Source organism: Nonomuraea sp. H19 (genome assembly GCF_052068215.1).
Classification (GTDB): Bacteria; Actinomycetota; Actinomycetes; order Streptosporangiales; family Streptosporangiaceae; genus Nonomuraea.
Window position 1 is genome coordinate 15,609 of sequence record NZ_JBQHCV010000038.1, and the last position, 20,552, is coordinate 36,160.

Consider the following 20,552-nt stretch of genomic DNA (forward strand, 5'->3'; position numbering starts at 1 on the left):
AAAGTGGCAATGGGACGAGCGCGGACCTGCCTGCCATACCGGTTCCCGGCAGCGGTGATTCTCTCCCGCACCGCACCGCTCGCCTCCATGACCGCGATCATCTCAGATTGCCGACAGCGTCCGGAAGAAGGACTTTCGACAGCCAGCAGCATTGGATGCGTCCATGCCGTCCCCTGTCTTCACCATCGTGGAGGAGCCGCGTATCGAGCGCGTGATGTTGCGTTTCTGGCCCATTCATGCCGCCCATGTCTCACCAGGCGGGTAGCCGGGTGCCGTCGCGTAGGGCGTCCAGGCGGGCCATGGCCGGAGTGGCGGTGATGCCGTGCAGCACCACCGAGGCGACCACGGTGAAGGCGGTTACCGCCCACAGCTCTTCCGGCGGGACGCCGAAGTCGGCCTGGCCGAGCGCGTACGCCAAGTAGAACAGCGAGCCGATCCCCCGGATGCCGAAGAACGAGATCATCAGCCGTTCCTTGGGGCCGGCCGGGCCGCGTACCTGGGACAGCCAGCCCGCGAGCGGACGGATCACCAGCAGCAACAGCAGTCCCACCGCGGCGCCCCGCCAGGTGAGGGCGGCCAGGCCGCCCGCGGCCACGAAGCCGCCGAGCAGGAGCAGCAGCCAGGCGGTGAACAGCCGCTCGAGCTGCTCCACGAAGCTGTGCAGGACGTTGTTGTAGCCGTGGCCGAACTCGGCCCGCCTGATGGTGCACGCGGTGACGAACACCGCGATGAAGCCGTAGCCGTGCGCGAGTTCCGTCAGCCCGTACGCGAGGAAGGTCGCGGCGAGCGCGACGAAGCCTTCACGATGCTCCGCCAGCCGCAGCTCGTCGGCCTGGGAGTGGAAGAACAGCCGTCCCAGCAGCCGGCCGATCAGCAGCCCGCAGACCAGCCCCGCCACGATCCGATAGAGCACGTCCACCAGCGCCCACTCGCCTGCCCATCCCGCGCCGCCGACGGCGGCCACGGCGATGGCGGCGTACACGACGGGGAAGGCCAGCCCGTCGTTCAGCCCCGCCTCCGAGGTCAGCGCGAAGCGGACCTCGTCGTCCGCGTTCTCGACGTCGCCGGGCTCGCCCACGTTCACGTCGGAGGCGAGCACCGGGTCGGTGGGCGCGAGCACCGCTCCGAGCAGCAGCGCCGCCGCGATGGGCCAGCCCATCACGAACGCCGCCGCAGCCGTCACCCCCGCGACGGTCAGCGGCATCGCCCAGCCGAGCAGCCGCCACGTCGTGGTCCAGTTGCGTAATCCGACGCGCCGGTTGAGCGCGAGCCCCGCTCCCATGAGGGAGACGAGTACGCAGATTTCCGTGATGTGCTCCAACGCCACCCGATGAGTGATCGGGTTGGGTTCGGGCAGGCCGATCGGCAGCAGGAACAGCAGCACACCGCCGAGCAGGTACACCAGGGGCAGGGAGAGCGCCCGGCGGGCGAGCAGGTTGGGCAGGACGGCGGCGAGCAACGCGGCGGCGCCGGCGAGGGCGAGAATGAGATCGGGGGTGGGCATCCCGGACCACCTGCCCCAAAGGTCACCGCGCATCCCACGTTGGGCAGAGTTCTCGAACCCGGTAGGCGCGGCCATCTCCGGTCGCGGGCGCGCATACAGGCACGAGACAAACGGCATGCAACCACCACGCAAGTGCTTCGCCGTTACCTGATCACCGTACGCCGGACAGGACCGCGGAGTAAGGAACACGCTGATGGCGCGTAGAGGGATGCTGCTCCCGGTAGGAGTGGCCGTGGAAGTGATCGGTGGCATCGTGCTGGCGGCCGGGATCACCGGGATGATGAAGTGGCCGGCACCGGAGTGGGCGTCCATCGCCTTCCCCATCGGCATGATGCTGTCGATCCCCGGGGGCTTCATGATCGTGTTGGGCCTCGTCAACGGCGCGACGCGTACGGCCAGGTCGAGCTTCGACGGAGCCGTGAAGCCGAGCGGAGCCGGCAGCCTGAAGGGGATGATCAAGGGCATGGCCGGCGGCAACCATGACCTGTGGAACGACGGCGACCCGGCCGGCGCTGTCATCCTGTCGATGCAGGACACGGGTGTGACGATCAATGACCAGCCCATGGTCGCGTTCGATCTGGACGTGCGCCCCGAGGGCGGAGCCGCGTACCGTGTCGTCCACCGCGAGACGATGCCCCGCCTCCTCGTGGGCGCCATCCTCCCCGGCGCCCATCTCCCCATCTTCGTCGACCCGCGCGACCCTGGCCGCGTTCTCATCGACTGGGAGCTCGCTCCGAGCTGGAACTCCCCGCCGGCGGCGAGCGGGTGTAGGCCGATGACATCCTCGCTCGGGGCGTGCCCGCCATGGTCACGTTCTCTGTGAGCGCACCCGGCTCGCGGCCAAGATCGATCGCCGCGCACATGATCATGTGCGGCGCTCCAGGAGGCGTGATCTCCTTGGAGAGCGGCGGGGCCGGGGCCAGGTGGACCCGCAGATCCTGCCCGCTCAGCTGGTGCTCGTCGTGGCGGCCGGTTGCCGGGACGGGGCCAGCGTGGCCCACACGACGACGGTGATGATGACGCAGACGCCCGCCATGCCCCAGGAAGTGACGTGCCAGGCGTCGGTGAAGTGCAGGGCGTGCTCGGCGCGGCCGGGACCGGCGAGGTCACCGGCGGCGATCCGGCCCGCGGACGCGATGTCACCGGTCCGGGCCTGGATCAGGTTGGTCAGGGCGGTGCCGAAGAGGGTGATGACCATGGTGGCGCCTCCGGCGCGGATCGTGTTGAGCAGGCCCGTGGCCAGGCCGATCCGCTCGGGCGCCACCTCGTTCAGCGCCTGGGCGTCGGTGGTGCCGATCACCAGTCCCATGCCGACGCCCAGCGTGGCCAGCGGGCCCAGCAGGGCGAGCGCGCCGATGCCGGGATGGAGCACGGTGAGCCCCGCGTTACCGGCGGCGATCAACAGCAGGCTGAGGGTGATGAGGGTCCGAGGCGGCAGACCCCGGTTCACCAGCCGGGCTCCCACCTGCGGCATGAGCAGGACCGGCGCAGTCAGCATCAGCCTGGTGAGCCCGGCACCCTGGGCGGACACGCCGTTGACCCCCTGCAGATAGGTGGGCAGGAACGCCGTCACCCCCGCGGCCCCGGCTGCGACGAAGAGGCAGGCCAGGCACCAGGCCATGAAGCGGCGCCGGCGCAGCAGGGCCAGGTCCAGCACGGGATGCGCGCTGCGGCGCTCGATGAGCACGAAGGCCACCAGCAGGACCGAGCCGGCGGCGAGCGGGACGAGCACCGCGGCGCTTCCCCATCCCGACTCCGAGGCCTGGTTGACGCCGAACATGACCAGCCCGAGCGCACCGATGAGCGTCACCGACCCGGCGAGGTCGACCCGGCCCCTGGTTGCCCCGCGCGATTCGGCCATGAACGCGGTGCCGGCCCATAGCAGCAGGCCGACGGCGGCGAAGACGGCGAAGGTGGCGCGCCACCCGAAGGAGCCCACCAGCCAGCTGGACAGCGTCGGCCCGATCGCCATGCCCACTCCGGCCGTGGTGCCCATCGCCCCGAACGCCCGGGTCCGGGCGCGCCCGGTGAATGTGGCGCCCAGGATCGCGCCGCCGCCGGCCATCACCCCGGCGGCGCCGATGCCCGACAGCGTCCGCGCCACGTCCAGCAGCAGGATGTCGGTGGCGATCGCGGCGGCCAGAGCGCCCGCGGTGTAGGCGACGGCGCCGAACGCGAAGACGCGGCGGCGGCCGAACAGGTCGCCCAGTGAGCCGGCCACCAGCATCACCGACGCGGCGGCCAGAAAGTAGCCGACGACCACCCATTGGAGCGCCGCGCCGGAAGCGCCCAGGTCGGCGCCGATGCGCGGCAGCGCGACCGTCGTCCCCGACATCAGCATCGGCAGGACGAGGAAGCCGAGCAGCACCGCGGCCAGGGTCACCCCCGGATGTCCGCGCCCTTCCCGGGTCACGGCCGCCGCCCGTCGCCGGGCCGCGTCGAGGCGCTCTCGTGTCATGGCCGCCGCCGGTCGCCGGGCCGCGTCCAGGTGCTCTCGCGTCATGGCCGCCTGCCGTCGACCCGGGTGGCGACCTCGCCGAACACCGAGCCGGCCTGGGCGAGGAAGTCGCCGGGGAAGCCCAGGGTGAAGTCGGTGCTCTCCTCCAGCAGGCGCACCGCGTCGGCGGGGAGGGTGAGGTCGAGGACGCCGAGGGTGTCGTGGAGTTGCTCGGCGGTCCTGGCGCCCACGATCGGGTGTACGGCCCGCGAGCGCGCCCGGGTCCAGGCGATCGCCACCTGGGCGGGAGTGGCGCCCAGGTCTTCGGCGACCTTCTGGACCGCTTGCGCGGCGCCGCGCTCGCGCGGGCCGAGGGAGTCGGGCGCGACCCGGGTCCTCGCCTTCGGGCCGCCGGGGCGGGTGAACGCGCCCGACAGGACGCCGTGGGCGAGCGGCCCCCAGGCGGCGACCGTCATGCCGAAGGTCTCCGCCATGGGCAGCAGCTCGCGTTCGATGTCGCGGTTGAGCAGGCTGTACGGCGCCTGCACGGCCGCGAACGGCGTCCAGCCGCGCGAGTCGGCCAGCGTGTTGGCGTGGGCGACGACCCAGGCGGGCGCGTCGGAGAGGCCGACGTAGAGGATCTTCCCCGCGCGCACGGCGTCGTCCAGTGCCCGCATCGTCTCCTCGATCGGAGTGTGCCGGTCCCACAGGTTGACCCAGTAGAGGTCGAGGTAGTCCGTACGCAGCCGCCGCAGGCTCTCCTCCAGGGAGAGCGTGAGGTTCTTGCGGTGGCTGCCGGCGGCGTTCGGGTCGGTGCCGTCGCGCGAGACGGTGTACTTGGTGGCGACGACGAACCGGTCACGGCGGCCCTGCAGGAATTCACCGAGCAGGCTCTCGCTCTGCCCATCGCCGTAGAAGCCGGCCGTGTCGACGACGTTGCCGCCGGCCTCGGCGTACAGGTCCAGGATGCGTCGTGCCTCGGCGTCCGAGGCGCCCATCCTCTGCTCGCCGAAGGTCATCGCGCCCAGGAACACTTCCGAGACCCGCAGGCCGGTACGGCCCAGCAGCCGGTATCGCATGGGATCTCTCCTTTCCGGAAGATCAGGCGGAGACGGGCAGCGAGGCGGTCTCGCGCAGCGGCTGGAGCGCCCGGGACCAGGCGATGACCTCGTCGAGCAGCTCCATCAGGGTGGGCTCCTGGTGCGGTCCCGGTGCGATCGTGCCGGGCTCCGTCGGGTCGGTGATCTCGAAGTCGGTGAAGGCCGACAGCGCCACCTGGGTGCGCACGTTGGCGACCTGCAGCTCGGTCATGACCAGGCGGAGGTGCTCTACGGCCCGGGTGCCGCCGAGCACGCCGTGGCTCACGAATCCGGCCGCCTTGTTGTTCCATTCCGCGTACAGGAAGTCGATCGCGTTCTTCAGAGCGGCGGGGGCGGAGTGGTTGTACTCCGGGGTGACGAAGACGAACCCGTCGAACGAGCCGATGGTCCTGGCCCACCTGGCGGTGTGTTCGTGGCGGTAGTCGCCGAACAGCGCGGGCACGGGCTCGTCGAGCATCGGCAGCTCTTGGTGGGCCAGGTCGACGAGCTCGAAGGCCGCCTCACCGGCCGTGACGGCCGGGTGCCTGGCGGCGACCTCGGCGACCCAGCGGGCGGCGACTTCGGTCCTGCGGCTGTCGCGGGTGCTGCCGACGATGATGGCGATCCTGGTCATGCGGGTTACTCCTCTGCTGCTTCGGGTGCGGCACGAGCTAAAGTACAACGCACAGGGCAATAAGTAAAACGCTCACGGCAAAAACGAGGCGATCCAGGGTGCCCGGTGCGAGCAGCACGTCGTCACGTCCGCGCGGAGGGCTGGCGGGCGAGCCTCGCAGGCGCGCTCACGGTGTTCGCGCGGGTGGTCGGGCACTGGAGCCGACGGTGGCGGGATACGCCGGCGGAACGCGCACGGTCCGGGTGCCCGCTGGCCTTGCCGGTCGTCTTCGAGACCCGGTAGATCGCCACCCCCGTCTTGGTTTTCGAGCGGACGATCAAGCGTCCCGCCTGAGAGCCGTACGAAATTCGTTGGAAGTATTCAGATCAGCACCGATGTCATTTCCATTTCGGGATCATCCGGAGGGCTTTTGATCTCCTCGCAGTCCAATTCCGGGTACTCTGCCGGGCGTGCGGCGATTGATCACGTCTCGCGGAGTATGGCTCGCGCTTTCGGCTGCCGTAGTGGCAGCGACGATTGTTGCGATCGCGCGTTCTCGCCGGCGCCCGACGGGACGGCGTCCAGTTCAGCAGGACGAGGCGGCCTCCGATAGCTCGTTTCCAGTCCAGACCGAGACCGGCCCCGTATCGCAGTGGCCCCCGGTTCCGCTCCTCGGCACCCCCACTGCTGACGACCTCGGGCGCTATGCCCGCGGGCCCTCCGTTTTCGACCGCCCCGCGTTCACGAGGATCTTCGAGCGCGGCGAGCCGAGAAAGCCGCTGGACGAAGCGGCCCGACGCCGCCTGACCCGCTGGGGCATCGCCGGACTCGCGCTCCTCTTGCTGACCGCCGGCACTCAAGCCCTTGAATCCTCGGTCTTCTCCAAGGAAACGGGGGTCGAGGCTGCCGAGGGGTATCGGTATGCGTTCGAGCTGCGGCCATGCGTCGGGACCGCCTCCTGCTCGTTCACCGAGATCGAGCAGGAGAACGCTCCGGAGGGTGATCACTTCCCTCAGCCCACCGAAGGCGGGGAGACGCAAGAGCCGGTCCCGGCCTATCAGGAGAGTCCCGACGCGGACTGCCGCCCCAAGAGCGCCAACCCGCGAGTACGGAAGCTCAACGCGAAGGTGACCCGGGCAGTCAACCGGCAGTGGCAGCGGATCGAGGCGTGGTTGAAGATCAACGCCCCCAGAACTCATCGCACGCTCGGCAAGCCCGGAAAGGCCGAGGCCATCGCGGCGGCGGAGGCGCAGATGGGCTTGCGATTCCCCGACGACCTGCGGGCGTCACTACTGCGGCACGACGGGACGGTCCCGGTGAAGGACACCTGGGGCTTCGGCTTTCTGGGCAACTCGAATCTGAGTGTCCGGCAGATCCCGGATACGTGGCGGGGGCTGTGCGAGATCGACGGTGCGGACGAAGGCGATGGGGGGTTCTCCGATCCGCGAACGGAATGGTGGGACGGGCGAATGCTGCCCTTCGGCGACAACGGGTCGGGTGACCACCTCGTGATCGACTCGGTGAAGCGCGACGTCGGCAACACCGATCACGAGGGGAGTATGAGCTTCACGCCTGGAGGGGCGCGGATCCGCTCGTACTACGCCCTGCTGAAGGCCACCGCCGACGCCATGGAGAACGGCGGCTCCGTCGGCTACTGGAAGCCCAAGGCAGTCGCCGGTGAGCTCGACTGGGAGGTCCTCTGAGTCCGCTCAAGGTGTTCCGCGGGCATCTCGTCTCGGCCATTTTCTGCGCCACCAGAAGGCATGCGTGTTGACGATGATCCGGCGCGCGTACCGGCTTGAAGTCCGTTCCAAGTCGCTGACCATTCCGTGCCAAGTCGCGCTCTCTAACGTGACACGCGACGAAAGGGAGGGACGTCATGAAACGCGTCTACAGGGTCTTGGCCTATCTCGTGGCGATCGAGGTGGCCGTGCAAGCGGCGATGGCGGTCTGGGGGGACGCCGGGCTCGGCAAGTGGGTCGGAGAGGGCGGCGTGCTCGACAAGACGCTCGCCGAGAGCGGTGAAGCGCCGTTCCCGGAGTTCGCCGGCATGGTCGTACACGCCTTCAACGGGATGATCGCCATCCCGGTCATCGCGCTGCTCCTGCTGATCTCCTCGTTCTGGGCGAAGGTCCCTGGAGCGGTGAAGGCGGCCGGACTGGTGTTGCTGCTCGTCGTCCTGCAGGTCACCTTCGGCATCATCGGCCACAGCATTCCGCTGGTGGGTGCCGTGCACGGCCTCAACGCGCTGCTGCTGTTCACCGCGGCGCTGTACGCGGCGCGGCGGGGCGCGGCCGTGCAGTCGTCGGCCGCGCCGGTGTCACAGCCTGCGGCTCGAGGCTGACGGCGCGTCCCATGAATCGTCGGGGTGGTGGTCGCGTCCGGCTCGCCGTCGCGTGCGTCGCGACCATGGGCGTACTGGGGCCGTTGGGCTGGCTGTGGCAGGACAGCCTGCTGCCGGCGGCGTACTCGGTCATGGACATGGGGTACGCGGATTACGGGGGCGGGCCGGTCGGCTCCCCGGGGCACGAAGCGCATTCAGGAGGAGGCGCGTCGGCGCACGGCGGCCGTGGACGGCAGCCGGGGGCGGGGCGTGACGTCACGCAACTGATCGCCGACGCGGACCTCCCGGCCGACGTCGCGGTGACCATGGTCGCCCGCAAGCAGCGGTTCCGGCTGCCGTCCGGCCGCGCTTTCGAGGGCTACACGCTCAACGGCCGATCGCCCGGCCCGGTCATCAAGGCGGCCAAGGGGCAACTGGTCCAGGTGCGGCTGATCAACGAGTCGGTTCCGGGGGGCATCACGCTGCACTGGCACGGCGTCGACGTGCCCAATGCCGCGGACGGAGTGGCCGGCGTCACCCAGGACGCGGTCGGCATCGGCAAGGAGTTCACCTATCGGTTCGTCGCCGACCAGGCGGGCACCTTTTGGTACCACTCTCACCAGATGTCGCATGAGCAGGTCCGTGGGGGGCTGCTCGGGGCACTGGTGGTCACACCGGCTCCGGGCAAGGACGCCGACGCGGGCCGGTCCATCGACGTCGAGGCGTTGGTGCACCTGTACGGCGGAGTGCGCACCATCAACGGGCGTGAGGGTGATGTCCGTATCGAGGCGCCTCCCGGCGCGCGGGCACGGGTGCGGGTGATCAACACTGAGTACGGCGTCATGCCGGCGTGGGTGAGCGGCGCGCCGTACCGGCTGGTCGCCGTCGACGGCACGGAGATCAACGAGCCCACGGCGGTTCAGGACAAGGCCGTGGCGGTGGCCGCCGGAGGACGCGCCGACATCGAGGTGACCATGCCCGAGGACGGCTCACCGGTCCGGGTCCACCTCGGCGGCCCGGCCGGCATCGTGCTCGGCTCCAAGGCGTACGACCTGGCTCCGGTCCCTCGGCCGGCGGCGACGCTCGACCTGCTCACGTACGGCACCCGGGCGCCGCTTGCCTTCGACCCCGGCAAGGCCGACCGGCGCTTCGCCTACGACATGGGGCGCCGGCCCGGCTTCCTCGACGGGGTCCCGGGGGTGTGGTGGACCGTCAACGGCCGCCTCTATCCCGACGTGCCGATGTTCCACGTGGCCGAGGGCGACGTGGTGCGGATGCGCATCTCCAACGACAGCGGCGAGGCCCATCCCATGCACCTGCACGGCCACCACGCGGTGGTGCTCAGCCGCGACGGCGTGCCGGCCACGGGCAGCCCCTGGTGGGTGGACTCCCTGGAGGTCGCCGTCGGCGAGTCGTACGAGATCGCCTTCGTCGCCGACAACCCCGGCGTCTGGATGGACCACTGCCACAACCTGCCCCACGCTTCAGAAGGGCTCACCGCCCACCTGATGTACGAGGGCGTCACCACGTCGTTCACCGTGGGAGGCCCGGCCGGGAACGAGCCGGAGTGAGCGCTGGTACAGACTGATGACGCATATCACGTAGCACATGGGGCTACACAGAGCTACGACAGGCGCATGATGAAGGTCATCACCCAGCGAGAGTTCCGCAACAACTCCGCCGCCGTCATGGATCAGGTCGAGGCGGGCGAGGTCTTCCACATCACCCGCAACGGAGTCGAGATCGCGGAGCTGCGACCGCTTCCGCGTCGGCGGCGCCTGAGTGCTGAAGAGCTCGTCGCCAGGCATCGCCGGCTCCCAGCCGTGGACTACGCGGAAATGCGCCGGGAGGCCGACGAGTTGTTCGGCTCCGAAGACCGCATCGACGACGACCCCTGGGAGCGGCGCGATGGCTGAGCGGTACAGCGCCGGAGTGATCGACACGTGCGTCTACATTGACCTCACCCAGATCTCTCCTGCCGATCTTCCGGTTTATCCCGAACTCGCGGCCATCACACTCGCCGAACTCCACCAGGGTGTGGCCATGGCAAAGGACCAGGCCACCCGAGCCGCGCGCATGGAGAAGCTGGGCGCCGCGGTGACCGACTTCGAGCCTCTGCCCTTCGACGCCGACGCGGCGGCCCGCTACGGCAGCCTTGTCGCACTGACGCTCGCGGCGAAGCGCGACCCTCGGCCTCTGCGAATGGACCTCATGATCGCTGCAGTCGCCTCCAGCCGAGGCTTGCCGCTCTACACGCGCAACACCGACGACTTCGTCGGCCTGGAAAGCCTGGTCACCGTCGTCCCTGCGTAAACGTCAATCCCCGGTGATGCGAGACCGGCCGGTCCAGGGCCTCGTTGTGCTCCTCCAGCCCGCAGTGTCCCTGAGGAATCGATCAAGTCTAGAAACCCGGCTTCGCGGGGCGGACCCCCGTGAAGCCGGCAGATCAGCTCCTTACGAGGCCGTCCAACCTGGGAGGCCAGGCATGGGGCCAGGGAACGTGCGGGTCCGCTGGGCGGTCAGCTCGGCCGGCGGCACGGCCGGGCATCGTGCACCCTTGCCCGGCACGGTGAGGGAGGTCAGATAACGGTCGAACGCGAGGGTCGGGCACTCACCCCGGCCGTAGACCCCGTGCCCCCACCCTTCGTAGGTGAGCAGCCTGGCCTCGCGGCCGATCTGCAACGCCGCGTTGACCGCCCACGGGTAGCCGGTGGCGGGGTCGTGCAGGGCGTTGGCCAGCAGCAGCGTCGGGGTGCCTGAGACGCGGAGGCGGTGCTGGGGGTTCGGGACCGGGGTAGGCGTGCCGAGGCACGCGGCCGTTATCGGGTGGGCCGCCGCGCTGACCAGCATGTCCGGCGCGATCGCCGCCGACCTGCGCAGGTGGCGCGCATACTCGCGGTAGTCGCGGACGGGCACCGCATAGTCCAGGCAGAAGACCTGGGTGGCGTCGTTGATCACCTCCTCGCTCTTGGCCGCCGGCGGCGTGAGGATCGCGCGCGCCGTCTGGTCACCGCTCTCCAGCGCCACCAGGAACTCGGCCAGCTCCTTGTAGGCGGGGCCGTAGAACGCGCCGAACGCCTGCGAGATGAGGCCCAGCTTGCTCAGCGGGATCTCCGGCCTGCCAGGCAGGTGCAGCTCGCCGCGCTCGGCCCGGGCAAGCAGTTCCTTCCAGAGCCCGCGGATGTCCCTGCCGTGCAGCGCGCACGAGGTGGTCCTGCCGCACCAGGCGACGAACTCGTTGAACGAGTCCTGGGAGGTCCACGACTCGGTGTCCAGGAACGCCGTCGTGCCGAGGCTGTGGTCCATGTTGCTGTCGAGCGCCAGGGCACGTACCCGCTGCGGGAACCGCTCGGCGTAGAGCTGTCCGATGAGCGTGCCGTACGAGACGCCGTAGTAGGTGAGCTTGTCGTCGCCCAGCGCGGCACGCAGGGCGTCGAGGTCGCGTATGACGTTGCCGGTGTGCACCTGGTCGAACAGCGGCCCGGTGCGAGCCCGGCAATCCTGCCGGTAGCGCTCGTTGTAGGCGAGCAGGGCGTCGAAGTCGGCCTGGCTCTTCAGCGACAGCGGGTCGGGTGCCTGCCTGGCCAGCTCCAGCGAGCACCGGATCGGATGGCTGCGGCCCACGCCGCGCGGGTCGAATCCGACGACGTCGAAGCGGCTCGTGAGCTCCGGTGTGAAGCCGAGCCAGTTCTGGAGTACGGCGTCCACGCCGGACCCGCCCGGCCCGCCCGGGTTGATCACCAGCGACCCGGTCCGGGCCGCCGGATCGGTGGCCTTGCGGCGGGCGAGCGCCAGCTCGAACGTCTCGCCGCCGGGGTTGTTCCAGTCGACGGGTACGGCCAGCGTGCCGCACTCGGCCGTGGGATCTTCCTCGCACGGCGCCCAGGAGATGGCGTCCGCGGCGGAGGCCGGGGCCACGGGTAGTAAGGGGACGACGAGGGCGAGTAAGAAGGCAAGGCTCAGAACAGGTCTTCGCACAGCGAATCCAATCGTCGGGAACTCGATCATCAATCAGATCTCCCGACAAGGCCATCCGACTCGGGTATGAAACCCGCGTCATCCTCAGGTGCCTCTGATGCTCGTGGAATCAGCCGTATGCGATGAAAGGCCGGCTCGGCAGCCTCGCGGTCGAAAAAGAGCGGCCCTTCTGGTGATGTCAGAAAGGCCGCTCTCACGGTTCACAAGGTCATGACGTAGCCCGCAGCCCACGGCCGGGGTGGCTCGCCCTCCGCACGGCGCACAGCAGCCGGTTGTTGCCGCGCTGCCAGAGTGTCCCGATCTCGGCGAAGCCCGCTTCGCGCAGGGCCTCGACGTGATGCGACAGCAGGTGGGACTCGGAGCCGTGGTGGCCTGCCCCGGCCGTGGTGCGCTCCTGGTTGAGCCCGGCGAACGCCGGGTCCGCCGCGATCGCGTCCCACCAGGCCCGCCAGTCCTCCGGCCGGTTGCCGCCGAACGTCCGCTCGGTCTCGCGCTCGTGCACGGCCCGCTCCAGCCGCGCCAGAGCAGGCGTGGTGTCGTCGGTGTCCATGTGATCTCCGTTGAGCAGCACCCCTCCAGGCCGCAGCAGGGCCGCCACCTCGGCGTACACCCTGCGCAGGTCGAAGTCGGAAATCCAGTGCAGCGCCGTCGTGCTGACCGCGGCGTCGGCCGGCCGGTCCAGGCCGAGCAGCTCCGTCCACCCGCTCGTCCGCAGATCGGCCGCGACGAACGTGAGCTGCGGATAGGCCGCCCGCCCGAGCCCCAGCAACAGCGGATCGGCGTCCACCGACACGACGGTGGCCTTGGGGAGCCGGTCGAGCAGTCGCGCGGACAGCGACCCTGGCCCGCACCCCAGGTCGATGACCAGCGGATCGGGCCGGCCCAGTGCCTCCACGGCGTCGATCAGGGCGGTGAATCGTTCCTCGCGGTCGGGAAGGTAACCCTCCTGCTGGCGGTCCCAGCGCGCGATCCACTCCAGTGCGGCATCGTGAGTGAGCACGTACGTCTCCTTGTGACTGTCGTTTAAGCTTTCGACAGTCACAACCTAGAACACGAAGGTGTAACCGGTCAATTGGATTTCAACAGTCACACGGATGGAGTGGTCCGGGCCGCGGTGGCGCTGGTGAACGCGCTGACCCCGGGCGAGAGGCGCGGACGCGCCTTCCCCGTGCCCGCCGATCCGGCCGCCGCCGCCACCGAGGGCCTGCGCGCCGTCTATCCGGCCTACCGAGAGCTCACCCAGGCGGAGGGCGCCGAGTTGGCCGAGGTCGCGGCCCGCTTGCGCACGGTCTTCACCGCCGTCGCCGCGGACGACATCGACACCGCCGCCACGCAGATCAACGCGCTGCTGGAGGAGACCCGCGCCAGGCCGCTCCTGGAAAGGCACGACGGCGAGCCGTGGCACCTGCACTTCCACGGTCGTGGCGGGACCGCGGCCGGCGACTGGGCGGCGGGCTGCGCCACCGGCCTTGCGATCGTGCTGGGCGGCGAGTTCAGCGACCGCCTCGGCGTCTGCACGGCGCCGCACTGCGACCGCGTCTACGTGGACGTCTCGCGCAACGGCGCCCGCCGGTTCTGCTCCACGGCCTGCCAGAATCGCGTCAAGACGGCGGCATTCCGGGCGAGGAGCAAGACCGAGTGAGCCGCCCTCGACGCGGCCCACGGGAGCGGGCCCCCTGCCCCAGCTCCCCGGGGCGGCCGGGGAGCTGGGGCCCGTTCATTCCGCGGCCACCCGCTCTGCCTCTTCGTGCAGTGCGAGGACCAAGGCCAGCTCCAGATTGAGCTGGTCGAGGTCCTGTGGCGCGAGACCGTCAAGGACGCTCATGGCGGGCCTCCCTGAGCATGAGACGTCCCAGAAGTCACATCGGTTCACATTTCAGGTTTCAGTCCTGAATCGTTCCCACGCTGATTGGCGTGTCATGCCGAGTGAGGCGCCGATGCGTTCCCAGCTGACGTCTCTGCTGCGCAGGTGTGTCACCCAGTCGCGCAGATTGTCGTCGACCTGCGCCTGTACGGCGGCGATTTTCGGGAGATGGCCGAGGATCTGCTCCTCGGTCATGGATTCCCATAGGGGGAGCCGGGGGCTCGGTTGAGGGGCGAGCCGCTCCTGTTCGAGGATTGCATTGCACAGACCGATGCACTCGTCGCAAATATGCACACCAGGCCCGGCAATGAGCTTGTTCACCTCCGTGTGTCTCTTGTGGCAGAAAGAGCAGCGGGTTTTGTCCTTCCAGTCAGGCATGGCCTGACGGTAATCCGTCAGGCGGCACCTGACAACCCTCTCTGTCGATCCTGTTCCATCTGCGCCCGCAGGATGGTCTGGCGCTCTTCGGTGATCCTGGCGCAGAGCGTCACGTACGCAGTCAGCACCTTCGAGTACGCCTGACGCGCCTGGTCGAGCTGCGCCTGCAGGCTCAATATGTGATCAGGGTCGCCGAGCCGCTCCGCCTCGGCCAGCAACATGCGAGCCTCGTCGACGATCTCTTCGGCGCGCATCCTCGTGCGGCGGAGCAGAGCCGTGCACTCGTGCAGCTCTGTCAGCCGCGCCGAGGAGGCAATGAACTCGGCAGTGTGCCCGGCTGAACCGTTGGCCGACCACCTGCGGAGATCCGATCCCATTTCCCGCCACCTCCCGGTCAAGGATGCCTAACTGTAGACGCGCCACCCTCGCGAGCGGATCACCAGGGACGGCTGGGAGGATCTCAATGCACCTGGCGGAGAGGTTTCTACCCCCGGGAGGGAAAACCTCGTTCCTGAAACTCATTCGGTCCAGGATGAATGTGGCATTTAGCGGTCTTGACTGCAGTTATTTGAGGAATGCCGCGAATATCCGGTGATAGCAAAAGCAGGGGATGAAGAGCTTCGATCGGCCCCCATGAGCACGGGCGCTCGTCACATACTGAATCGGAACGACAGCGCAACGTGTCCGGGAGTGGTGGCGATGCCGCAAGCAGCGAACGACGACGACGCGGTGGACGTCAGCGTCGTCATCCCCGCCCACAACTGCCGCGACTACCTGGACAGGTGCCTGACGTCCGTGCTCGTGCAGCGGGTGAAGAAGGAGATCGTCGTCGTGGACGACGGATCCACGGACGGCAGCGCCGGCCTGCTCGACCTGTACGCCGCCTACCACAAGGACAGCGTCCGGGTGATCCACATCGAGAGCTGCGGCGGTGCGGGCCGCCCGCGCAACGTCGGGCTCGACCACGCCACCGGGCGCTACGTGTTCTTCTGCGACGCCGACGACTACCTCGGCCCCGAGGCGCTGGAGCGCATGGTCGCCATGGCGGACAGGAACGACTCCGACATCGTGCTCGGGAAGATCGTGGGGCACGGCAGGCGGGCGCCGGTGTCGATGTTCCAGCGCAGCGCCGACCGGGTGGACCTCGGCGACAGCACCGTCTACAACAGCCTGAGCTGCTTCAAGCTGTTCAGGAGAGAGCTGCTCGACCGCCACCGCATCCGGTTCGGCGAGGGCATGCTGGTGGGCGAGGACATCCTCTTCACCGTCCACGCCTACTGTCACGCCCAGGTGATCTCCGTGGTCGCCGACCACGACTGCTACCACCTCGTGGCCAGGCCCGACGGCAGCAGCATCATGCAGCAACCGGGCAGCAGGGACCCGCTCGCCTGGCTCGCCATGATCCGCGAGCCCATCCGGCTCATGGCCCGGCACATCCAGGCGGGCCCGCTCCGCGACCACCTGCTGCGCAGGCACTTCCGGCTGGACGCCTTCGCCCAGCTCGGAGCGGTGTTCCTGGAGAGCGACGACATCCGGCGCAAGGACATCGCCCGCGAGGTGGCGGCGCTCTGCGAGGAGTGGTACACGCCGGGCGTGCACGAGCTGCTCAACAGCATCGACCGGCAGCGGGCCGGCGCCCTCGACGACATCGACCGCCTCGTGCGCCTGGCCCGCATCGAGAGCGCCACCGTGCGGCGCAAGCTGACCGGCCTGCGCTGGGACGGCGATCGCCTGGTGGTGACCGGCGCCGCCCGGCTCGACGGCATCGGCAGGGACGACGGCGTCGCCGTGGTGCTGCGCTCCCGGTACGACCCGGCAACCGAGCTCGTCATCCCGGCCGAGCGCAAGGGCGGCGAGTTCAGCGCCGGCATCGACGCGGGCGCGCTCGGCCCCGGCATCTGGGACCTGCGGGTGGCCGTCGAGATCGAAGGCGTGGTGCGGTTCGGCAGGCTCGGCGCCGATCGCGACAGCGGCATCACCCGCCCGCCCCCGCGGCTGCTCGGGAACGTCGCGGTCCTGCCGTACTTCACCAGGGACAACGACAACCTGAGCATCGACGTCGGCGGGCACGTGGTCGCGGTGCCCGGCACGGTCCGGCTCATCAGGACCCGATGGACGCTCGGGCACCGGCTGCTCGTCGACGGCGAGGTCACGGTCGCCGGCAGCGCCCCGGGGACCGCGGCGATCAAGCGGCTCGTCTGGCGCGAGCGGCGCACCGGGCGCGAGCGGACCGAGCCGGTGGTGGCGCTGCCCGGCGGGGGCTTCGCGGCCCGGCCCGCGATGGGGCGGCTCGCGCCCGGCACCTGGGACGCCTATCTGGAGCTGGATCTCGGCGGGCCGCCCGCGCGGTTCAGGATCGAGGCCGACGCCGAGACCGTCGTGGCGCCGCGGCGGTGGCGGGCGGCGGCCCTGTTCAGGAGCGTACGGCCGTACGCGACGCGGGGGACCGGGCGGCTGAGTACGGCGGTGCGGCGGCTGACGCTCGGAACGATCATCAGAAGGATCATGCACTAATTGCCATCTATATGCAGGTGCAAGACGATGTCCTAAAGTAGGAACGGTTGTTCGTCCTCTTTGGGAGGCTTGGTCGTGCACGTACCCGATGGCTTCTTCAATGCGGCAACGTCCATATCCGCTGGGGCGGTGGCGGCCGCCGGGGTCGCTGTCTGCCTGCGCGGGGCGCGGCGCGAGCTCGACGACCGGACCGCTCCCATGGCCGGGCTCGTCGCGGCCTTCATCTTCGCCGTTCAGATGCTCAACTTCCCGGTCGCCGCGGGCACCAGCGGCCACCTGCTGGGCGGCGCGCTGGCGGCGATACTCGTCGGCCCCTATACAGGCGTCCTGTGCATGGCCGTGGTCCTCCTGGTGCAGGGCGTGTTCTTCGCCGACGGCGGACTGACCGCGCTGGGCGTGAACATCACGATCATGGGCATCGTCACGGTGCTCGTCGGCTGGGTGGTCTTCCGGCTGGTCACCGGGCTGGCCAGGGGCAGGGGCGGGGTCACGGTGGCGGCGTTCCTGGCCGCGCTGATCTCCGTGCCGGCCTCCGCGCTGGTGTTCACGCTGCTGTTCTGGATCGGCGGGACGGCGCCCATCGAGGCGTCGTCGGTGGCGGTCGCGATGGGCGGCGTGCACCTGCTGATCGGCATCGGCGAGGGCGTGATCACGGCGGCGACCGTCGGCGCGGTGCTCACGGTCCGCCCCGACCTCGTCTACGGCGCCCGCGGCCTCGCCAAGCCGCTGGTCCTGCGCGGGGCGGAGGGGACGACCACGACCGTGGGCGACCCCGAGCCGGTCCCCGCCCGCGGCGCGCTCAAGCCGTTCCTGCTCGGCGGCGTCGGGCTGACGCTGGTGCTGGCCGGGGCCGTGTCGTTCGTCGCCTCCTCCGCCCCCGACGGGCTGGAGGCGGTGGCCGAGAACAAGGGCTTCCTCGGCCAGGCGACCGACCACGGGTTCGGCAAGTGGGCGCTGGCCGACTACGGTGAGGTGGGCGGGATCCCCGTGGGCGTGGCCGGGATCATCGGCGTCGGGCTCGTGCTGCTCATCGCCGGTGCCGTGGCCTACGCCGCCAGGAGCCGAAGCGAGATCGACGAAAAAAAGATCAAGGTGTGACGCGTGAGCGCCGGGCATCATCACCAGCTCTACCTGCCGGGCGACTCGGTCGTGCACCGGCTGCCGCCGCAGTGCAAGCTGCTCGCCGTCTTCGCGTTCGCGATCGTGGTGGTGGCCACGCCGCGGGAGCGGTTCTGGGCGTTCGCCTCGTACGCGGTCCTGCTCGGGGGCGTGGCGGTGGCGGCCCGGGTGCCGGTGACCTACATCCTGCGGCGGATGGTGATCGAGGTGCCCTTCGTGCTGTTCGCCTTCCTCATTCCGGTCATCGGGCTGGGGGAGCGGACCACGGTGCTGGGGCTCTCGCTGAGCGTGCCCGGGCTCTGGGCGGCCTGGAACATCCTGGCGAAGGCCACGCTCGGGGTGGCCGCCTCGATCCTGCTGGCGACCACCACGGAGCCGCGCGTCATCCTGATCGGAGCTCAGCGGCTGCGGCTGCCGAGTCTGCTGGTGCAGATCGCCATGTTCATGCTGCGGTACATGGACGTGATCCTGGATGAGATGCGGCGGATGCGGGTGGCCCGTGAGTCCCGTGGCTTCGAAGCGCGAAATTTCCGGCACATCCCCGTGATCGCCCGCTCAGCCGGGGCGCTGTTCATCCGGTCGTACGAGCGCGGCGAGCGGGTGCACCTGGCGATGCTCAGTCGGGGATACTCCGGGCTGATGCCTACCATTCAGGACATGTCGGCATCGGCTCACCAATGGGGCACCGCCCTCGCCCTGCCCGCCGTGGCGCTCGCAGTGTTGGGACTGACGTGGTGAACTCTCTCGAAGTACGGCAGCTCGCCTACGCCTATCCCGACGGGACGCAGGCGTTGTTCGGCGTGGACCTGTCGATCGCCCGCGGCGAGCGGGTCGCCCTGCTCGGCCCGAACGGCGCCGGCAAGACCACGCTCGTCATGCACCTCAACGGGATTCTCACCGCAGGGCACGGCACTGTCACCGTGGCCGGCGTCCCCGTGCGCAAGGACACGCTCAAGGAGGTCCGGCAGCGCGTCGGCCTGGTCTTCCAGGACCCCGACGACCAGCTCTTCATGCCCACGGTCCGCGACGACGTGGCCTTCGGCCCGGCCAACGCGGGAATGCGGGGCGAGGAGCTGGACTGGGTGGTCAAGGAGGCGCTGGCACGGGTCGGCATGCTGGAGGCCATCGACCGGCCGCCGCACCACCTGTCGTTCGGGCAGCGGCGCAGGGTGGCCGTGGCGACGGTGCTGGCCATGGAGCCGGAGATTTTGGTGCTCGACGAGCCCTCGTCCAACCTGGACCCGGCCGCCCGCAGGGAGCTGGCCGAGGTCCTGCGTTCCCTGGACGTGACGGTGCTCATGGTCACGCACGACCTCCCGTACGCGCTGGAGCTGTGCGAGCGCTCGCTCGTCCTCTCCGACGGCGTGATCGCCGCCGACGGGCCCACGCGCGAGCTGCTCGCCGACACCGATCTGCTGGCCCGGCACCGCCTGGAGCTCCCGTACGGCTTCGCGATTCCGGCGGTGTGACGACGTTCAACCCGTTTATCCCACTATTCGTGGTCTGTGCATGTCCGCGATCCGGGCATGTCGAAGTACAGTGGCTCATCGAGGAGGGGCCAAATGAAGCTGCGGCTTGCGCGACATGCCCTGGGTGACGCCGTGGTGGTGGCCGTTGAGGGAGAGCTCGACCTGTTCACCGCGCCGTTCCTCCGCGACGAGGTACGCGACGCCATCAAACAGGACGGCGCCAGGCTCGTGCTCGACCTGCAGCAGCTGTCGTTCATGGATTCCAGCGGACTGTCGGTGCTGATCGAGGCCTGGCGGCTGGCGACGGGGGAGGGCGGCGGCGTGTCACTGGCGGCGCCGCAGGCGCCGGTGGCGCGCATCCTCCGCACCACCGGGCTCGACCGGCGGATCAAGGTGTATTCCGACGTCGACAGTGCCGTGGGTGGAATTTAACCACCCCCAAGTAGAACTTCATTCGGTCGGCGGCTAGGGTCCGGGATATGGACGTGAACGGATCTGCAGCAATCATTTCCGGCGGCGCCAGCGGCCTCGGCGAGGCCACGGCCCGCGAGCTGGCCCGCGCCGGCGCCACGGTGGTCGTCGCCGACCTGAACGAAGAGCGCGGCAAGAGCGTCGCCGACGAGATCGGCGGCGTCTTCGCCAAGACGGACGTGACGGACGACGAGCAGGTGCAGGCGGCCGTGGACGCCGCCGTGGCCACCGGCAAGCCGCTGCGCGTGGTGGTCAACAGCGCCGGCATCGGCTGGGCCGAGCGCACGGTCAACCGCGATGGCCAGCCGCACAACCCGAGTACCTACCGCAAGGTCATCGAGGTCAACCTCATCGGCACGTTCAACCTCATGCGCATCGCGGCGGCCGCGATCGCCAAGACCGAGCCGGCCGACGAGGACGGGCAGCGCGGCGTGGTGATCAACACGGCCTCCGTGGCGGCGCTGGAGGGACAGACGGGGCAACTGGCGTACTCGGCCTCCAAGGGCGGCATCGTGGGCATGACGCTGCCCGCGGCGCGCGACCTGTCGGCGATCGGCGTGCGGGTGAACACGGTCTGCCCCGGCATCATCGACACCCCGATCTACGGCTTCTCGGCCGACGCCGATGAGTTCAAGGCCAAGCTGGTGGCGCCGGTCGTGTTCCCCAAGCGCATGGGGCGGCCCGAGGAGTTCGCCCACCTGGTGCACTCGCTGATCGAGAACGACTACATGAACGCCGAGGTCGTCCGCTTCGACGGCGGCATCCGCTTCCAGCCCAAGTGAGGCACCCGCGGGGGGACGACC

Annotated in this window: 20 protein-coding genes and 1 pseudogene; 13 read left to right on the forward strand and 8 right to left on the reverse strand. The window is 69.7% G+C overall.

Features of this window, described 5'->3' with window-relative positions:
- Positions 1–250: 250 nt before the first annotated feature.
- A complete protein-coding gene (locus ACTMTI_RS49730; protein ID WP_441127904.1) occupies positions 251–1,504 on the reverse strand; it encodes a cation:proton antiporter domain-containing protein in 1,254 nt (417 codons plus the stop codon).
- A 232-nt stretch (positions 1,505–1,736) separates the two neighbouring features.
- Between ACTMTI_RS49730 and ACTMTI_RS49735 the strand changes: the two genes are divergently transcribed.
- Positions 1,737–2,327, forward strand: a complete 591-nt coding sequence (locus tag ACTMTI_RS49735) for a hypothetical protein (protein ID WP_441127905.1) — start codon at positions 1,737–1,739, stop codon at positions 2,325–2,327.
- Between the two features lie 123 nt (positions 2,328–2,450).
- On the opposite strand, the gene ACTMTI_RS49740 is transcribed toward ACTMTI_RS49735, so the two are convergent.
- Genes ACTMTI_RS49740 through ACTMTI_RS49750 form a run of 3 tightly spaced genes read right to left on the reverse strand, consistent with a single transcriptional unit; the run spans position 2,451 to position 5,654 of the window.
- Entirely contained in the window at positions 2,451–4,007 is a 1,557-nt protein-coding gene (locus ACTMTI_RS49740) for an MFS transporter (RefSeq protein ID WP_441127906.1), read from the reverse strand.
- Positions 4,004–5,020 carry an aldo/keto reductase gene (locus tag ACTMTI_RS49745; RefSeq protein WP_441127907.1) on the reverse strand — a complete coding sequence of 339 codons (1,017 nt, stop codon included), beginning with the start codon at positions 5,018–5,020 and terminating at the stop codon, positions 4,004–4,006. Before ACTMTI_RS49745 ends, ACTMTI_RS49740 begins: the two co-directional genes overlap by 4 nt.
- A gap of 22 nt (positions 5,021–5,042) precedes the next feature.
- Entirely contained in the window at positions 5,043–5,654 is a 612-nt protein-coding gene (locus ACTMTI_RS49750; protein WP_441127908.1) for an NADPH-dependent FMN reductase, read from the reverse strand.
- A gap of 449 nt (positions 5,655–6,103) precedes the next feature.
- Here ACTMTI_RS49750 and ACTMTI_RS49755 point away from each other — a divergent pair, with 449 nt between their 5' ends.
- The 5 genes from ACTMTI_RS49755 (at position 6,104) to ACTMTI_RS49775 (ending at position 10,269) form a co-directional block, all read left to right on the forward strand.
- Positions 6,104–7,336: an SMI1/KNR4 family protein gene (locus ACTMTI_RS49755; protein ID WP_441127909.1), complete on the forward strand. Its 1,233-nt coding sequence runs from the start codon at positions 6,104–6,106 to the stop codon at positions 7,334–7,336.
- Between the two features lie 176 nt (positions 7,337–7,512).
- Entirely contained in the window at positions 7,513–7,977 is a 465-nt protein-coding gene (locus ACTMTI_RS49760; RefSeq protein WP_441127910.1) for a hypothetical protein, read from the forward strand.
- 11 nt (positions 7,978–7,988) lie between these two features.
- Positions 7,989–9,527 carry a multicopper oxidase family protein gene (locus ACTMTI_RS49765; RefSeq protein ID WP_441127911.1) on the forward strand — a complete coding sequence of 513 codons (1,539 nt, stop codon included), beginning with the start codon at positions 7,989–7,991 and terminating at the stop codon, positions 9,525–9,527.
- Between the two features lie 66 nt (positions 9,528–9,593).
- Entirely contained in the window at positions 9,594–9,872 is a 279-nt protein-coding gene (locus ACTMTI_RS49770) for a type II toxin-antitoxin system Phd/YefM family antitoxin (RefSeq protein ID WP_441127912.1), read from the forward strand.
- A 16-nt stretch (positions 9,873–9,888) separates the two neighbouring features.
- Positions 9,889–10,269: a type II toxin-antitoxin system VapC family toxin gene (locus ACTMTI_RS49775; RefSeq protein ID WP_441127913.1), complete on the forward strand. Its 381-nt coding sequence runs from the start codon at positions 9,889–9,891 to the stop codon at positions 10,267–10,269.
- Between the two features lie 141 nt (positions 10,270–10,410).
- On the opposite strand, the gene ACTMTI_RS49780 is transcribed toward ACTMTI_RS49775, so the two are convergent.
- Both ACTMTI_RS49780 and ACTMTI_RS49785 read right to left on the reverse strand, forming a co-directional pair.
- The gene (locus ACTMTI_RS49780; RefSeq protein ID WP_441127914.1) at positions 10,411–11,934 is read right to left on the reverse strand and encodes an alpha/beta fold hydrolase; all 1,524 of its coding nucleotides are present in this window, start codon (positions 11,932–11,934) and stop codon (positions 10,411–10,413) included.
- 208 nt (positions 11,935–12,142) lie between these two features.
- Positions 12,143–12,934 (reverse strand): class I SAM-dependent methyltransferase, encoded by a 792-nt coding sequence (locus tag ACTMTI_RS49785; RefSeq protein WP_441127915.1) that lies wholly within the window; start codon positions 12,932–12,934, stop codon positions 12,143–12,145.
- A gap of 72 nt (positions 12,935–13,006) precedes the next feature.
- Between ACTMTI_RS49785 and ACTMTI_RS49790 the strand changes: the two genes are divergently transcribed.
- Positions 13,007–13,576 carry a CGNR zinc finger domain-containing protein gene (locus ACTMTI_RS49790; protein ID WP_441127916.1) on the forward strand — a complete coding sequence of 190 codons (570 nt, stop codon included), beginning with the start codon at positions 13,007–13,009 and terminating at the stop codon, positions 13,574–13,576.
- A 462-nt stretch (positions 13,577–14,038) separates the two neighbouring features.
- Here the strand turns inward: ACTMTI_RS49790 and ACTMTI_RS49795 are convergent.
- Positions 14,039–14,176, reverse strand: a pseudogene (locus ACTMTI_RS49795) (ClpX C4-type zinc finger protein); the annotation flags it as partial.
- Between the two features lie 17 nt (positions 14,177–14,193).
- A complete protein-coding gene (locus tag ACTMTI_RS49800) occupies positions 14,194–14,430 on the reverse strand; it encodes a hypothetical protein (protein WP_441127917.1) in 237 nt (78 codons plus the stop codon).
- Between the two features lie 445 nt (positions 14,431–14,875).
- Between ACTMTI_RS49800 and ACTMTI_RS49805 the strand changes: the two genes are divergently transcribed.
- From ACTMTI_RS49805 to ACTMTI_RS49830, 6 genes are all read left to right on the forward strand, one after another.
- On the forward strand, positions 14,876–16,690 hold the full coding sequence (locus ACTMTI_RS49805; RefSeq protein WP_441127918.1) for a glycosyltransferase family 2 protein: 1,815 nt from the start codon (positions 14,876–14,878) through the stop codon (positions 16,688–16,690).
- A gap of 75 nt (positions 16,691–16,765) precedes the next feature.
- The gene (locus tag ACTMTI_RS49810; protein ID WP_441127919.1) at positions 16,766–17,788 is read left to right on the forward strand and encodes an energy-coupling factor ABC transporter permease; all 1,023 of its coding nucleotides are present in this window, start codon (positions 16,766–16,768) and stop codon (positions 17,786–17,788) included.
- Positions 17,789–17,791: 3 nt separating this feature from the next.
- Entirely contained in the window at positions 17,792–18,547 is a 756-nt protein-coding gene (gene cbiQ / locus ACTMTI_RS49815) for a cobalt ECF transporter T component CbiQ (protein ID WP_441127920.1), read from the forward strand.
- The gene (locus tag ACTMTI_RS49820) at positions 18,541–19,278 is read left to right on the forward strand and encodes an energy-coupling factor ABC transporter ATP-binding protein (RefSeq protein ID WP_441127921.1); all 738 of its coding nucleotides are present in this window, start codon (positions 18,541–18,543) and stop codon (positions 19,276–19,278) included. Before cbiQ ends, ACTMTI_RS49820 begins: the two co-directional genes overlap by 7 nt.
- 93 nt (positions 19,279–19,371) lie before the next feature.
- Positions 19,372–19,710 (forward strand): STAS domain-containing protein, encoded by a 339-nt coding sequence (locus ACTMTI_RS49825; RefSeq protein ID WP_345558275.1) that lies wholly within the window; start codon positions 19,372–19,374, stop codon positions 19,708–19,710.
- Positions 19,711–19,757: 47 nt separating this feature from the next.
- Entirely contained in the window at positions 19,758–20,531 is a 774-nt protein-coding gene (locus ACTMTI_RS49830; protein WP_441127922.1) for an SDR family NAD(P)-dependent oxidoreductase, read from the forward strand.
- The last annotated feature ends 21 nt before the right edge of the window (positions 20,532–20,552 follow it).